This window comes from Cellulomonas palmilytica (assembly GCF_021590045.1).
GTDB lineage: Bacteria > Actinomycetota > Actinomycetes > Actinomycetales > Cellulomonadaceae > Cellulomonas > Cellulomonas palmilytica.
Genome location: NZ_CP062221.1, coordinates 1,922,171 through 1,937,516, shown reverse-complemented (window position 1 = coordinate 1,937,516; position 15,346 = coordinate 1,922,171). Strand labels below are relative to the sequence as shown.

Here is a 15,346-nt window from a genome sequence, read left to right as displayed (position 1 = left end):
CCCCGACCGCTAGCGCATGGGCAGCGGGACGTCGTCGGACGCGTCCTGCTCGGGTGCGCGTGGGAGCGGGAGGACGGCCTCCACGACGAGCGACCCCTCCGCGGGCCCCTCCACCAGGACGGGCTCGACGTCGGGGGCCCCGCCCGACGATGCTGCCGGTACGACGGCTGCCAACGCCCGGTGCGCCTTCATGTACGCGGGGATCAGCAGGAGCACAGCCCCGAGCCACGCGAGCGGGTTGCTCCACACCACGCCCGCGTACCCGAAGGTCGCCCCGAGGGCGAGCGCGGCGCCGACACGCATGACGAGCTCGACCACGCCCGTGAGCGTCGGGACCGCGGCCTGCCCGATCCCCTGCAGCGCGCCACGCAGCACGAACAGGACCCCGAGCACGACGTACATCCCGCCGTTGACCGTGAGGAACAGCGCCGCCATCTCCACGACCTCGTGCTCGCCGGGTCCGACGAACAGCTCGACGAGCTGCGCCCCGAACGCGATGAGCACGACCGCCAGCACGAGCGCGCCGGCCAGCGACATCCACACGCCCTGGACGACGCCGCGACGGATCCGGTCGCCCCGTCCGGCGCCGAGGTTCTGCGCGGCGAACGTCGACACCGCGAGGCCGAGCGACGCGAGAAGGGCGACCGCGAGCCCGTCGACCCGGGCCGCGGTCGTGTACGCGGCGACGGCGTCCGCGCCGAGCTCGTTGAGGCGCAGCTGCACCACGAGCGTCCCGATCGCGATGACCGACGACTGGAAGCCCAGCGGGATCCCCAGCCGCAGGTGCTCGGTCACGTCGGTGCGCCGCAGCCGGAAGTCCGCCCGGCCGACGTGCAGCACAGGGACGCGCCGGCGGACGTAGCTGAGGCAGAGCACCACGGACACGGCCTGCGAGATGACGGTCGCGAGCGCGGCACCGCCGACGCCCCGGCCGGCGAGCCCGACGAGCACGAGGACGAGGACGATGTTGAGCCCGCAGCTCAGCGCGAGGAACGCGAGCGGCGTGCGCGAGTCGCCGATCGCACGGATCACCGAGGCGAGGTAGTTGTAGAACATCGTCGACGCGGCGCCGGCGAAGCTCACCCACGCGAACGTGTACGCCTCGTCGTACAGCTCGGGCGGCGTCTGCAGGAGTCGCAGCGCCGGGCCCGCCAGGAGCAGGGCGGCGACCGAGATCACGACGCTCGCGACCGCGGTCAGCACGGTCCCCGTGGCGACCGAGCGACGGACCGCGGCCGGGTCGCCGGCGCCGAACGCCTGCGCGGTGGGGATCGCGAACCCCGAGGTCATGCCCCACGCGAGACCGAACAGCAGGAACAGCAGGCCGCCCACCGCCCCGACGGACGCGAGCGAGTCGACGCCGAGCGTGCGCCCCACGACGAGGGCGTCGGCGACCTGGTAGAGCTGCTGGACGACGTTGCCGATCAGCAGCGGGATGCAGAAGACGAGGATGACGCGCCAGGGGCGGCCGGTCGTGAGGACCTTGGCCATGGGAGAACAGCGCTCCGGGGTGTGAGTCGTGCGGGCGAGGGCTGGGTCGGCGCGATCCCGTCCCGCGCGACCGTCGAGCAGGATCGGATCGATTCGACCGGCGTGATCCTAGCGCCCGCGACCGCTATTGTCGCAACGATTCGACTCCACGACCTGGGATGTCGCGCACGCGACAAGCGCACCAGGTCGAGCGGGCCGCGATCGCCCGACTCGCGCCACCCGCCCCGTGAGCACGGAGCCGAACGGGCGCGAACTCGGCCGGCGCTCAGCCGACGGGCGCGGCAACCTCGTCGTCGGACTCAGGAAGGAGCGACGCCGCCCCCACGATCTCCAGCACGTCGCGCACCGCGCGGCTCGGGTCGCGCAGCGACACCGCGATGCCCGCCTCGCGCGCGGCGCGCAGCAGCTGCATGACGAACGCCAGGCCGGACGAGTCGATGAACGTCACGTCCGACGCGTCGACGACGATCGCCCCGTCGCCCGTGAGCGCCGCGACCATCGAACTGCTCGCCTGCTCACGCAGCGCGACGTCGATCTCCCCGACCATCCGGACGACCGTGAGACCGGGCTCGGCCTCGACGCGGATCTCTCCCGCAGCGACCACATCGTCTCCTCGTCCGTCGTCGGCCCCCAGGGCCAGGTCCTCTCGCCGTCGACCACGGTCACGGCCGCTGCGAGAGTACGCGCTCGCCGCCGCACCGCCATCGGAACGGCCGCGACGCCGGTCACACGCATGCGCGACCGACGCCGACACCTGCTCAACTCCTCGCACGCACCGGATGTTCCCGGACAGGTCCGACATCGCGTCGGGTGAAGCGCCGCGCCGTTCCTTGCCGGCGTCGCCCGCGCGTGCTGAGCTCGACACGTGGCAGCCGCCCCGTCACACCTCGCCGAGCTCCTCGGGTCACCCGACCGGAGCTTCTGGAGCTGCTTCACACGGGCCACGGACCCCCTGGCCAACCTCTACGGCGACGTCCTGGGCACGCGGTACGAGTACGACTCCCACGTCGTGAACAGCACGCAGGTGTCGGTCGGTGACGTGCTCGTCCTGCGCGACGGGCACCTGGTCCTGGGATCGGGATCGAGGACGAGATCACGACGCGCGCGGACCAGAAGCCGATGCGGCGCTGCGTCCGATGCCGTTCGGCCGACCTCTCGGAACGCAAGCGAGCACTCCCGCGATACCGGTGCAACGACTGCAAGGCAGAGTTCGACGAGCCCCGGACGGAGCTGAAGGAGGTCACGGTCTTCTCCGCGAGCTACGGAGCCTGGTGGTCACCCCTCGCCTCGACCGCTCCCGTCCGCGCACTCGAGAGCGTCTACCAGGGCCGGGATCGACAGAACGCGATCCGCCGACTCGACCCCGTGCGCGCGGTCGAGATGCTCGCGTTCCACAGCGATGTCGAGGGGATGCTCCAGCTCGAGCTGCTCGCGTCGGACGTCGAGCTGCCGGGCGGGCACGTCGACGTGGTCGTGCGGCAGCGGGTCGGTCAGGCGCGCTTCCGCGACGCGATGTTCGCGCGGTTCGGCACCACCTGCGCCGTCACCGGGGAGCAGCCGCGGGAGATCCTCGACGCCGCACACCTGTACTCGTATGCCGACCGGGGCGAGCACCACGTCGACGGGGGCCTGCTCCTCCGCGCGGACGTGCACCGGTTGTTCGACCGTCTCCTGGTGACGATCGACCCGCTGACGTGGCGATCCGTCGTGGCGCCGCCGCTCCTCGAGCGGTACCCCGGGCTCGGTCGCCTGGATGCCGCACCCGTGCAGGTCCCGGTCGACCTCCGACCGTCGACGGACCTGCTCGCCGAGCACCACGAGTCCTCCCGACGCCGCTGGAAGGATCTCGTCGCCTCCACCTGACGCAGAGGTCGAGCACCCCGCGTCGTCGGCGCGGCGCATGGGTCGCGCACCCGCGACGTCGGCGCGACGTAGTGGTCGCGCACCCGCGACGTCGGCGCGACGCCATGGCCGATCCACCTGTACGCGACACGACCGCGCTAGTCGGGCGAGGCCCCGCCGTGTCCGAGCCGGCGCCTTCCGTCACCGGGGTCCCGCGCCTCCGGGAGGACGGGCTGCGGGCGGACGAGGTAGCGGACGCCCAGGTGGGAGGTCCACTCCACCCCACCGCCGTCGAGGTCGCGTCGCGCTTTCCACAGCCCCTGCGTCTTGAGGTCGTGATGGCCTTTGCACAGCGGCTGGAGGTTGTCGGCGCGTGTGGGGGGCGGGTCTCCGCTCGGCGGGGCGTCGCCCCGAGACCCGCGCCATGGCTCGACGTGGTCGAGCTCGCACGTCGAGGCCGGCCGGACGCACCCGGGGAACGTGCACGTCTGGTCCCGAGCCGACACGTGGCCGCCGAGCACGCGGCCCGGGCGGTAGGCGCGGGTGGACCGTTCGACGAGCGTGCCGTCGACGGGGTCGGTCAGCAGGCGTCGCCAGGTGGCGTCCTCGGCCACGTGCCGGGCGATGTCGGCGGGCAGCGGCCCGTAGCCGGCGAGCTCGGCGGGGTTCTCGTCGAGGCCCAGCAGCGTCGAGGCGGCGACCGTGACCTGGACATGGGGCACGGCGCCTCGCCTGGCGGGCACGAGCGCGCCGCACGGCAGCGAGCCCTGGTCGGCGATCGTGCGGAACACGGAGACGAACACGTCGGCTCGCCGCTGGTCACGCGACCGCTGGTCGTGCGCGTCCCCGCCCTCGGTCGCCGCGTCGAGCACGGCGCGCACGAGCATGGCGTCGGGAGCGGGCAGGAAGGCGGAGACCCACGCCATGCCGTCGGGCGCCCATCCGGTCTCGACTCGTCGCTGCTCGAGCGCGCGCCGCGCCCGTTCGCGTGAGGCGGCGGGGTCGGCTGCGATGATCTCGCGGCGCACGAGCCGCCGCAGCTGCGTCGGGGTCAGGTCGCCGGCCTGTTCCGCAGCGACCTGCGCCACCGCGCCGGCGGCGGCGTCGACGGCGTCGCGATCGGGCAGCGCATCCGTCCCGACGACGAGCGAGGCGAGCTCGTCGAGCACCACGTCGACCTTTCGGGTGTCCATCGCGCCGTCACGCAGCGCGGTCTCGACGGCGGGCAGCTCGCCGAGTCCAGCAGCCCGGGACACGAGCACCTGCGCCGCGGTGCGGCTGCTGGCGAGCACGGCGGCGATCTCGTCGGAGAGCGACCCCATCGCGTCGTGGCCGCGCGCGACGAGCTCGCGCACGGCACGCGCCTGGGCGGCGAGCGCCACCCCGATCAGCTGTTGCCACCCGACGACCTGCTCGAGCAGGTCCACGTCGTCGGCGTCGCCGACGGGAGCGGCGTCGAGGAGCACCGCGAGCTCGGAGGCGGTCGCACCGGCCCGCGGGAACCGAGGCGGGTGGAACGGCCACTCGACGAGCGTCCGCCCGGGGCCGAGCACGCGCGTGGGCGCTTCCAGCACGACACCCATCCACCCCACCACCCTCGACTCCGACTGGACTCGAACAAGTGTTCCATCGTCAAGCAGTCACGCAAGGCCCCCTGCGACATCTGTGGATGACCGGTTTCACCAGGCGTCACCCCGGTATGCGCGAGGGCCCCGACCGCACGGATGCGATCGGGGCCCTCGTCGGGAGAGACCGTGGCGAGGTCAGGCCACGGCGACCGGCTCCCGCGACGCACGGGTCGACTCGGCGTCGACGGACGCCTCGACGGGCGCCGAGGCCACCGACGCGGGCTCGTCGTCGGAGAACAGGTCCTCCACCGACGCGGACCGGTACCGCTCGAGGTCGAGGATCCCCTCCCGCCGGGCGACGACGGTCGGCACGAGCGCCTGCCCGGCGACGTTCACCGCGGTGCGGCCCATGTCGAGGATCGGGTCGATCGCGAGCAGCAGGCCGACCCCGGCGAGCGGCAGGCCGAGCGTCGAGAGCGTCAGCGTGAGCATCACGACGGCCCCCGTGAGCCCGGCGGTCGCGGCGGACCCGACGACGGACACGAACGCGATGAGCAGGTAGTCGGTGACCGAGAGGTCGACCCCGAAGATCTGCGCGACGAAGATCGCGGAGATGGCCGGGTAGATCGAGGCGCAACCGTCCATCTTCGTGGTCGCGCCGAGCGGCACGGCGAACGAGGCGTAGGACGACGGCACGCCGAGGTTCCGCTCGGTGACGCGCTGCGTCACGGGGAGCGTCCCGACCGAGGACCGCGAGACGAACGCGAGCTGGATGGCGGGCCAGGCGCCGCGGAAGAACGACAGGACGTGCAGGCCGTGGGCGCGCAGGATCACGGGGTACACGACGAGCAGCACGACGAGCAGGCCGGTGTAGATCGCGGCGGCGTAGGTCGCGAGCGGCGAGAGCAGGTCCCACCCGTAGGTGGCGACGGCCTTGCCGATGAGGCCGAGCGTGCCGAGCGGTGCGAGGCGGATGACCCACCACAGCACCTTCTGGACGACGGCGAGCGCGGAGCGGTTGAACGCGAGGAACGGCTCGGCGGCCTTCCCGGAGCGCAGGGCGGCGATCCCGACGACGAGCGCGACGACGACGATCTGGAGGACGTTGAACGAGATCGACGTGGTCGCTGCGCCGTCCTCGACCTGCGTGGAGGCGCCGAGGCCGAGGAAGTTGCCGGGGATCAGGCCGTTGAGGAAGTCGATCCAGGAGCCGGTCTTGGCGGGCTCGGAGCCGGTGGCCGGGTCGAGCGTGGAGCGAGAGCCCGGCTGGAACAGCAGACCGAGCCCGATGCCGACGGCCACGGAGATCGCCGCGGTGATGGCGAACCACAGCAGCGTCTGCCCGGCGAGGCGCGCGGCGTTGGTGACGTGCCGCAGGTTCGCGATGGACGCGACGATCGCGAGGAACACGAGCGGCGGGACGATCGCCTTGAGCAGGGTGACGAACGACGAGCCGATGGTCTCGAGCGTGGTCGTCAGCCAGTTCGCGGACCCGTCCGCGACGGGGCCCACCTGCAGGGCGATCCAGCCGAGCAGCACGCCGAGCGCGAGGCCGAGCACCACCTGGACGGTGAAGGACGGGAACCGCAGCCGCTTGCGTGCGGGCTGCTGGATGGTCGTGTCGGACACGTGTGACCTTTCGAGGGCGCACGACGACGCGCGTCGTGACGCGATCAGGGGGACGTCACCCGGGGCGGGAGGGGGCCCGACGAGGGTGCGGAGGCCGTGCGAGGGCACGGCGGACGACGGTCAGCCGACGGGGTCGGCGCGGTCCTGCGGCGCGACGTCAGGCCGGCGCGCGGACGAGGGAGCCGGGACGGCTCAACAGCTCCGGGCGCGGCGACAGAGCGCGCTGGCGACCAGGGACAGGTCGACGGCACGGCGCTCGGTCAGGTTCCACGCGCTCACGCGGAGCAGCTCCTCGGGGGACGGGAGTTCGTCGAGAACTCGTCGGGACTGCGCGTCGTCATCCCTGTCGGGATTGACAGCGCCTGACGAGTGTACGTCGCCCGATTCATCCCATCAAATGGCCAGGTCAGCCCGGGCGAACCGGCGTGTCCGCCGATGCGGCGGCCTTCCCCACCCGCGAGTGGCCGCGCGAGTACGCGAAGTAGATGACGAACCCGATCGCCAGCCAGACCACGAACCGGAGCCAGGTCTCGACCGGCAGGTTGAGCGCGAGGTAGAGGCAGATCGCGGCCGAGGCGATCGGCAGCACGGGGACCCACGGCACCCGGAACGCCCGGGGCAGGTCCGGCCGCGTCCGCCGCAGGACGATCACGCCGATGCTCACCAGGACGAACGCGGACAGCGTCCCGATGTTGACCATCTCCTCGAGGACGCCCACGGGCGTCAGCCCGGCGACGACCGCACACACCGCCGTGACGACGGCCGTGATGACCCACGGCGTGCGGAACGTGGTGTGGACCTTCGCGAGACCGGGCGGCAGCAGGTGGTCGCGGCTCATGGCGAACATCACGCGGGACGCGCCGATCATGAGCGTCAGCACGACGGTCGTCAGGCCCGCGACCGCACCGGCCGAGATGACCGTGGCCATCCAGTTCTGCCCGTGCACCTCGAACGCGTTCGCCAGCGCCGCCTCGGGCGACAGCTCGTCGTACGGCACCATCCCGGTGACGACGAGCGCGACCGCGCAGTACAGGACCGTGCAGATGAGCAGCGAGCCGATGATCCCGATCGGGAGGTCCCGCTTGGGGTTGCGCGTCTCCTCCGCGGTCGTCGCGACCACGTCGAACCCGATGTACGCGAAGAACACGAGCGCCGCGCCCGCGAAGATCCCGCCCACGCCGAACGCCGCAGGCTCGATGCCGAGCATCGCCTGCAGCAGCGGCTGCGTGAGGCCCGACGTCGACTCGGTGGCCTGCGACTCCGGGATGAACGGGTCGTAGTTGGCCGTCGAGACGAACTGGATGCCCGCGAAGATCACGAACAGCACGATGAACAGCTTGATCCCGACGAGCACGAGGTTGACCCGCATGGACTCCTTGATGCCGATCGTGATGAGCCCGCCGAGCACGAGGATCAGCAGCACGGCCGGCACGTCGACCACCCCGCCGTACGCGATCGACTCCGGGATGTCGTACCCGACCTGCGACAGGAACGTCCCGAGGTAGGCGCTCCACCCCTGCGCGACCACGCTCGCGCCGAGGAACATCTCGAGCAGCAGGTCCCACCCGACGATCCACGCGAGCAGCTCGCCGAGGCTCGCGTAGCTGAACGTGTACGCCGACCCGGACACCGGCACGGTCGAAGCGAACTCGGCGTAGCACATGGCGGCGAGCCCGCAGCAGACCGCCGCGACGACGAACGACAGGACGATCGCCGGTCCGGCGGTCTCGTGCGCCGCGCGGCCCGTGAGCGTGAAGATCCCCGCGCCGATGACGACGCCGACACCGAACACGACGAGGTCGAGCGCGCCGAGCGACTTCTTGAGCTGGTACTCCGGCTCGTCCGCGTCGGCCAGCGACTGCTCGATCGTCTTCGTCCGCAGCAAGCTCATGCGCCGTCCCCTCGCCCGTGCCACCCCGCCGGATGCGAGCCAGTCTGGCCCAGCAGCCCAACCGATGCGCGACAGTTGTCGTGATTCGTCGCGACGGACGTGCTAGTCCGACGAGGTGCGGCGCTCGGCGAGGTACGACAGGCGCCGCAGGGTCTCGGTGTTACGGGCGCGCAGCACCGCGGCGCGCAGGGGACGCGGGACGAGGGTGCCGGGGCCGGCGACGACGTCTTCGTCGATGCGGACGACGCACCCGTCGGGCCGTGCCTTGACCCGGATCGACACGGCCGCCTCGCCGGCGGGCCAGCCGCGCGCGACGAGGTCGATGCCGTTCTCGGGGTCCCACGCCTTCACGTCGGTCACGTCGTCGAGCAGCGCGGGCCACAGCCCGACGGAGTGCTCGATCCGCGCACCCTCCGCGGGCCAGTCGGGGCTGACCGACCGGATCCGGGACGCCCCGACGACCCATGCGACGTAGCTCCAGCCGTCGGCGAGGACGTCGAGCACCGCGGCGGGTGCGCAGTCCATGCGTCGTACGACCGTGATCATCGTTCCCCCTTCGTCGCCGCCGGTGCCCGTGGGTGGGTCCATCTGGGTTGGGTCCGTCCGGGTGGGGTCCATCGTGCGTCCCGGGCCGTGCGGCCGCGACCGGGACGCTCTCGACGCGCGAAACCGGACGAGTGCAGGTAGGAACGACGACCATGGTGACGATCGGGTTCCATCACTCGCACGAGCAGGTCCATCCCGGACGGCTGCTCTCCGCTGCGCAGCGCGCGCAGGAGGTCGGCTTCGACGCGGGGATGTGCTCCGACCACGTCGCTCCGTGGAGCGCGACGCAGGGGCACTCGGGTTTCGCGTGGTCGTGGCTGGGTGCCGCGCTCGCGACGACGAGCCTGCCGTTCGGCGTGGTGAACGCGCCGGGTCAGCGGTACCACCCGGTGATCGTGGCGCAGGCGGCGGCGACGCTCGCCGCGATGTTCCCGGGCCGGTTCTGGGTCGCGCTCGGGTCGGGTGAGAATGTCAACGAGCACGTCACGGGCGACCGGTGGCCGCCCAAGCACGAGCGCGACGCACGGCTGCGGGAGTCGGTTGCGGTGATCCGGGCGCTGCTCGCGGGCGAGGAGGTGTCGCACGACGGTCTGGTCCGCGTGGACCGCGCGAAGCTGTGGACGCTGCCCGACGAGCCGCCCGCGCTGATCGGTCCGGCGGTCTCCCCCGCGACGGCCGCGGCGCACGCGCGGTGGGCGGACGGCCTGGTGACGGTGAACCAGCCGCCGGACCGGCTGCGCGAGGTCGTCGGCGCGTACCGGGACGCGGGCGGGCGCGGGACTGTGGCGCTGCAGGTGCACGTGAGCTGGTCGCCCGACCCGGCGGAGGCGCTCGCGGTGGCGCGCGAGCAGTGGGGCGTGCAGGTGTTCGGCCCGCCGCTCGCGTGGGACCTGGACACCCCGGAGGCGTTCGACTCGCTCGCGCCGCACGTGTCCGACGACGCGGTGCGCGCGAGCGTGCTCGTCGAGCACGACCCGGCTCGCCTCGCCGAGCGGCTGGCCGCGCTCGTCGGGATCGGGTTCGACGCCGTGTACGTGCACCAGGTGGCCACCGACCCGCGCCCGTCGGACGACAAGCACCCGAGCGCGGACGCGACGGCGACGCCGCGCGACGCGACGCTGGACCGGTTCCTCGACATGGCCGGCGAGCACCTGCTGCCGATGCTGCGGGAGGTGTCGGCGTGAGGATCCGCGAGACCGGGGACCTGTGGTGGAAGACCGCGGTGATCTACTGCCTGGACGTCGAGACGTTCATGGACTGGGACGACGACGGCGTCGGTGACCTGCAGGGCCTGACGCAGCGCATCGACCACCTCGCGGACCTGGGCGTGACGTGCCTGTGGCTCATGCCGTTCTACCCGACGGCCGACCGCGACGACGGCTACGACATCACCGACTTCCTCGGTGTCGACCCGCGCCTCGGCGACGTCGGCGACCTCGTGCGGATGATCCGCACCGCGCGCGACCGCGGCATCCGGGTCATCGCCGACCTCGTCGTGAACCACACGAGCGACCGCCACCCGTGGTTCCGTTCCGCCCGGCGCAGCAAGGACTCCCCGTACCGCGACTACTACGTCTGGAGCGCGACGAAGCCGCCGGACACGAGCGACCAGGTGGTGTTCCCCGACCAGGAGTCGGGGATCTGGACGCTCGACGAGGCGACCGGCGAGTGGTACCGCCACCGCTTCTACCGGCACCAGCCGGATCTCAACACCGCGAACCCGCGGGTGCGCGACGAGATCGCGAAGGTCGTCGGCTACTGGATGCAGCTGGGCCTGTCGGGCTTCCGCGTCGACGCGGTGCCGTTCTTCCTGGAGGACACCGCCAAGCATCCGGGCGACGACCTGCAGGACCCCCACGACTACCTGCGCGACCTGCGCTCGTTCCTGTCGCGGCGGTCGGGCGACGCGGTGCTCATGGGCGAGGTGAACCTGCCGTACGACCAGCAGCGTCTGTTCTTCGGCGACGACGACGGCGACGGCACCGCCGACGGGACCGAGCTCACGCTGCAGTTCGACTTCGTCGCGATGCAGCAGCTCTACCTGTCTCTCGCGCGGCGCGACGCCCGCCCCCTGGCAGCGACGCTCGCCGCACGCCCGACGATCCCGCGCGACGCGCAGTGGGCGACGTTCGTGCGCAACCACGACGAGCTGACGCTCGACAAGCTGTCCGACGACGAGCGTGCGGAGGTGTTCGCGGCGTTCGGTCCCGACGAGGACATGCAGCTGTACGGCCGCGGCCTGCGACGCCGGCTGCCGACGATGCTCGACGGCGACCCGCGCCGCGTCCGGATGGTCTACTCGCTGCTGTTCTCGCTGCCCGGCACGCCCGTGCTGTTCTACGGCGAGGAGATCGGCATGGGCGAGAACCTCGCCGCCGAGGGCCGCTTGGCGGTGCGCACACCGATGCAGTGGACGGACGAGCGCAACGGCGGGTTCAGCCGCGCGGCACCGTCGCGCCTGCCCGGACCGGTGGTCGAGGACGGGTACGGTCCCGCGCACGTCAACGTCGCGGCGCAGCGGCTCGACCCCGACTCGCTGCTGGCGTTCGTCCGGCTCCTGGTGCGGCGGTACCGGGAGAGCCCCGAGCTCGGCTGGGCACGGGAGGTCGAGATCCTCGACCAGCCGCACGACGCGGTGCTGGCGCACCGCTCGACGTGGGACGACGGGTCGATGGTCGCGCTGCACAACCTCGCGCCCGAGCCCGTGGTCGTGCCGCTCGAGCTGCACGACTGCTCGGGCGAGGGTGCGCCGGTGCGGCTCGTCGACCTGCTGGAGACGGCCGAGACCGTCGTCGACGAGCGCGGCCGCGTCGAGCTCGAGCTGCCGGGGTTCGGCTACCGCTGGCTGCGCGTCGTCCACGAGACGGAGCGCAGGTTGGTCTAGGCCCCTGCGTGCCGTCGGCGTGGGTCCTCGCTCGTCTGCGACGATCCCGCCGTGCTCGTCGACGCGCAGGAGATCACCCGCCCCGTCCCGCTCCAGCTGTCGTCGGGGCGGCTCAACCCGGACGCGGTGGGCTGGACCCGCACTCCCCTGCACGGCACCGACCGCGTCGGTCGCTGGGCGCGGCGCTGGGGCCGGGCCAAGCGGTGGGAGTACTGGGCGGTCCTGACGCCGACGCACGTCGTCGGCGTGACGATCTCGTCGCTCGACTACGCGGGGCTCGCGCAGGTGTGGGTGCTGGACCGTGCGACGGGCGAGGAGGTCGACGCGGTCGCGATCGTGCCGTTCGCGATCGGCACGCACCTGCCCGGCACGCTGGGCGGCGGACCGGCCACCGTGTCGACGCGCGCCGTGAACGCCAGGTTCGACGACGACGAGCGCGGCACCCGCCTGCGCGCCCGCACCGCCCGCGTGCGGCTCGACGTGACCGCCGCGCTGCCGGCCGGTCACGAGCGGCTCGGCGTCGTCGTCCCGTGGGACGACCGGACGTTCCAGTACACGGTCAAGGACGTCGCCCGGCCCGTGACCGGGCGGCTCGAGGTCGACGGCGTGACGTACGAGGTCCCGGCGGGGTCGTTCGCGGTGCTGGACCACGGGCGCGGGTACTGGCCGCGCGAGCTGTCGTGGAGCTGGGGGTTCGGTGCGGGCGTGGTCGACGGGCGCGTCGTCGGGCTGCAGCTCGGCGGGCGGTGGACCGACGGCACGGGGTCGACCGAGAACGCGGTCGTCGTCGACGGTCGTCTCCACAAGCTGCGCGAGGACCTGACCTGGACGTGGGCGGACGGCCGCTGGACCGACCCGTGGACGGTGCGCGGCACGTGCGCGGACCTGACGTTCACGCCGTTCCACGACCGGGTCTCCCACACCGACCTGCGCGTCGTGCGCTCGTCGACCCACCAGTGCTTCGGCCACTGGTCCGGGTGGGTCGCGCTCGACGACGGCACGCGGCTGGAGGTCCGTGACGTCCTGGGCTCCGCGGAGGACGTCACCCAGCGCTGGTGACCGCCGGCGTGCGGCCGGCATCGCGCGCACCGCAGGGATATAGTGAACGACGTGTCCACAAATTCTCCGTCGTCCCGGCGCGGCCGCCCGCGGTCCGTCGAACGACGACGGGCCGTCCTGGACGCGGCGGCGGAGCTCGCACTCTCGAGCGCCTCGCTCCCCACCGTCGACGCGATCGCCACGCGGGCCGGCGTCTCCCGCACCACGCTCTACAAGTGGTGGCCGTCCGCCGCCGCCGTGCTGCTCGAAGGGCTCCTCGAGCGGTTCCACGCGAGCATCGAGTTCGACGACGCGATGCCCGTGCGCGAAGCGCTGACCGCCCAGGTCGACGCGCTCGTGCGACTGCTGCGCGACACCCCCGCCGGAGGTCTGATCCGCCAGCTCATGGCGGCCTCGATGGCCGACGCCGGGACCGCCACCGCGCTGCTCGACCAGTGGATGGAGCCCCGCCGCCAGGCGGCCCTGCACCACCTCGAGCGCGGCGTCGCCGCCGGTGAGATCCGTCCCGACGCGGACGCGGACCTCGTCGTCGACGCGCTGTTCGCGCCCGCGTACCACAGGCTGGTGTGGGGGCACGCCCCGCTCGACGACGACCTCGCCGAGACCGTGTGCACCCTCGTCTGGCCCGCGATCGCCGTCGCCACCCCACGACCCGCGGCAGACCCCGCCGCACCACCGGCTCCAGACCGAGGAGATCACGCATGACCACCGTCGCGAAGAACATGGTCGACACGCTCGTCGCCTCAGGCGTCAAGCGCGTCTACGGTATCCCGGGCGACTCGCTCAACGGCTTCACCGACGCCCTGCGAGGCTCAGGGATCGAATGGGTGCACGTGCGCCACGAGGAGGCCGCGGCGTTCGCAGCCGGCGCCGAGGCGGCGCTCACCGGCGAGATCGCCGTCTGCGTCGGCTCGTGCGGCCCGGGCAACCTGCACCTCATCAACGGCCTGTTCGACGCGCAGCGCTCGGGCGTCCCCGTGCTGGCGATCGCGGCGCACATCCCCACCTCGGAGATCGGCTCCGGCTACTTCCAGGAGACCCACCCGCAGGAGCTGTTCCGCGAGTGCTCGGTCTACGTGGAGTACGCGGCGTCGCCCGTGCAGATGCCGCGCGTCATGCGCGCCGCGATGCAGGCCGCGGTCGAGAAGAAGGGCGTCGCCGTCGTCGTCATCCCCGGTGACGTCGCGCTCGCCGACGCGCTCGACGAGACCGCCACCGCGGTCCGCGCGTCGAAGCCGCGCGTCATCCCGTCCGACGACGAGCTCGCGCAGGCCGCGCAGCTCCTGAACGACGCCAAGCGCGTGACGATCCTCGCCGGTGCGGGCACCGAGGGTGCGCACGCCGAGCTCATCGCGCTCGCCGACACGCTCGGTGCGCCGATCGTGCACACGCTGCGCTCCAAGCACTTCGTCGAGCACGACAACCCGTTCGACGTCGGCATGACCGGCCTGCTCGGCTTCGCGTCCGGCTACAAGGCCATGGAGTCGTGCGACACGCTCCTCATGCTCGGCACGGACTTCCCGTACCAGCCGTTCCTGCCCGACAAGGCGAAGGTCATCCAGGTCGACATCCGCGGCGAGCGCCTCGGCCGCCGTGCGCACCTCGAGCTCGGCCTCGTCGGTGACGTCCGCGAGACGCTGCTCGGCCTGCAGCCGCTCCTGCGCCGGCACGACGACCGCGACCACCTCGAGGACGCGCTCGCGCACTACGCCAAGACGCGCACCAAGCTCGACGACCTCGCGACCCCTCGCAAGGGAGACCAGCCGCTGCACCCGCAGTACGTCGCGAGGCTGATCGACGAGATCGCGTCCGACGACGCCGTGTTCATCCCCGACGTCGGCTCGCCGGTCATCTGGGCCGCGCGCTACCTCACGATGAACGGCAAGCGCCGGGTCATCGGCTCGTTCATCCACGGCTCCATGGCGAACGCGCTGCCGCAGGCCGTGGGGGTCGCGGCGTCGCACCCCGGCCGTCAGGTCGTGGCCATGTCGGGCGACGGCGGCGTCGCGATGCTGCTCGGCGAGCTGCTGACGTTCACGCAGAACAAGCTCCCGGTGAAGATCGTCGTGTTCAACAACGCGTCGCTGAACTTCGTCGAGCTCGAGATGAAGGCCGCGGGCTTCGTCACCAGCGCGACCGACCTGGAGAACCCGTCGCTCGCGGCGATCGCCGAGGCCGCCGGGCTCAAGGCGTTCCGCGTCGAGCGGTCCAAGGACCTGCGCAAGGCGCTCGAGCAGGCGTTCGCGTACGACGGCCCGGCGTTCGTCGACGTGGTCACCGAGCGGCAGGAGCTCACGATCCCGCCGTCGGTCAAGCTCGAGCAGGCCAAGGGCTTCGCGCTCTACGCGCTGCGCACCCTGCTGTCGGGGCGCGGCGACGAGCTGCTCGACCTCACGCGCGCCAACCTGCGCCAGGTCTTCTGACGCCCGGGGCCCG

Annotated in this window: 12 protein-coding genes; 6 read left to right on the top strand and 6 right to left on the bottom strand. The window is 72.5% G+C overall.

The features are described from left to right. Positions 1-9: 9 nt before the first annotated feature. A complete protein-coding gene (locus F1D97_RS08855; RefSeq protein WP_236120169.1) occupies positions 10-1,491 on the bottom strand; it encodes an MATE family efflux transporter in 1,482 nt (493 codons plus the stop codon). 265 nt (positions 1,492-1,756) lie between these two features. Beyond that, a complete protein-coding gene (locus tag F1D97_RS08850) occupies positions 1,757-2,095 on the bottom strand; it encodes an STAS domain-containing protein (protein ID WP_236120168.1) in 339 nt (112 codons plus the stop codon). A 761-nt stretch (positions 2,096-2,856) separates the two neighbouring features. Between F1D97_RS08850 and F1D97_RS08845 the strand changes: the two genes are divergently transcribed. Next, positions 2,857-3,354, top strand: a complete 498-nt coding sequence (locus F1D97_RS08845) for an HNH endonuclease (RefSeq protein ID WP_236120167.1) — start codon at positions 2,857-2,859, stop codon at positions 3,352-3,354. A 137-nt stretch (positions 3,355-3,491) separates the two neighbouring features. On the opposite strand, the gene F1D97_RS08840 is transcribed toward F1D97_RS08845, so the two are convergent. The 4 genes from F1D97_RS08840 to F1D97_RS08825 form a co-directional block, all read right to left on the bottom strand. Then, positions 3,492-4,907, bottom strand: a complete 1,416-nt coding sequence (locus F1D97_RS08840) for an HNH endonuclease signature motif containing protein (RefSeq protein ID WP_236120166.1) — start codon at positions 4,905-4,907, stop codon at positions 3,492-3,494. 189 nt (positions 4,908-5,096) lie between these two features. Further along, positions 5,097-6,530 carry a dicarboxylate/amino acid:cation symporter gene (locus tag F1D97_RS08835; protein ID WP_236120165.1) on the bottom strand — a complete coding sequence of 478 codons (1,434 nt, stop codon included), beginning with the start codon at positions 6,528-6,530 and terminating at the stop codon, positions 5,097-5,099. Between the two features lie 406 nt (positions 6,531-6,936). Continuing rightward, complete coding sequence (locus tag F1D97_RS08830) at positions 6,937-8,421, bottom strand: APC family permease (protein ID WP_236120164.1); 1,485 nt, start codon at positions 8,419-8,421, stop codon at positions 6,937-6,939. A 102-nt stretch (positions 8,422-8,523) separates the two neighbouring features. Next, positions 8,524-9,009, bottom strand: coding sequence for an SRPBCC family protein (locus tag F1D97_RS08825; protein WP_236120163.1), 486 nt, complete (start codon positions 9,007-9,009; stop codon positions 8,524-8,526). A 110-nt stretch (positions 9,010-9,119) separates the two neighbouring features. Here F1D97_RS08825 and F1D97_RS08820 point away from each other — a divergent pair, with 110 nt between their 5' ends. From F1D97_RS08820 to poxB, 5 genes are read left to right on the top strand one after another with little or no spacing between them, the layout of a single operon-like run. Beyond that, positions 9,120-10,151 carry a TIGR03885 family FMN-dependent LLM class oxidoreductase gene (locus F1D97_RS08820; RefSeq protein ID WP_236120162.1) on the top strand — a complete coding sequence of 344 codons (1,032 nt, stop codon included), beginning with the start codon at positions 9,120-9,122 and terminating at the stop codon, positions 10,149-10,151. After that, positions 10,148-11,851, top strand: coding sequence for an alpha-amylase family protein (locus F1D97_RS08815; RefSeq protein ID WP_236120161.1), 1,704 nt, complete (start codon positions 10,148-10,150; stop codon positions 11,849-11,851). Before F1D97_RS08820 ends, F1D97_RS08815 begins: the two co-directional genes overlap by 4 nt. A 51-nt stretch (positions 11,852-11,902) precedes the next feature. Then, positions 11,903-12,910, top strand: coding sequence for a DUF2804 domain-containing protein (locus F1D97_RS08810; protein ID WP_236120160.1), 1,008 nt, complete (start codon positions 11,903-11,905; stop codon positions 12,908-12,910). 42 nt (positions 12,911-12,952) lie between these two features. Beyond that, positions 12,953-13,615, top strand: a complete 663-nt coding sequence (locus F1D97_RS08805; RefSeq protein WP_236120159.1) for a TetR/AcrR family transcriptional regulator — start codon at positions 12,953-12,955, stop codon at positions 13,613-13,615. Next, the gene (poxB, locus tag F1D97_RS08800; protein WP_236120158.1) at positions 13,612-15,333 is read left to right on the top strand and encodes a ubiquinone-dependent pyruvate dehydrogenase; all 1,722 of its coding nucleotides are present in this window, start codon (positions 13,612-13,614) and stop codon (positions 15,331-15,333) included. Before F1D97_RS08805 ends, poxB begins: the two co-directional genes overlap by 4 nt. The last annotated feature ends 13 nt before the right edge of the window (positions 15,334-15,346 follow it).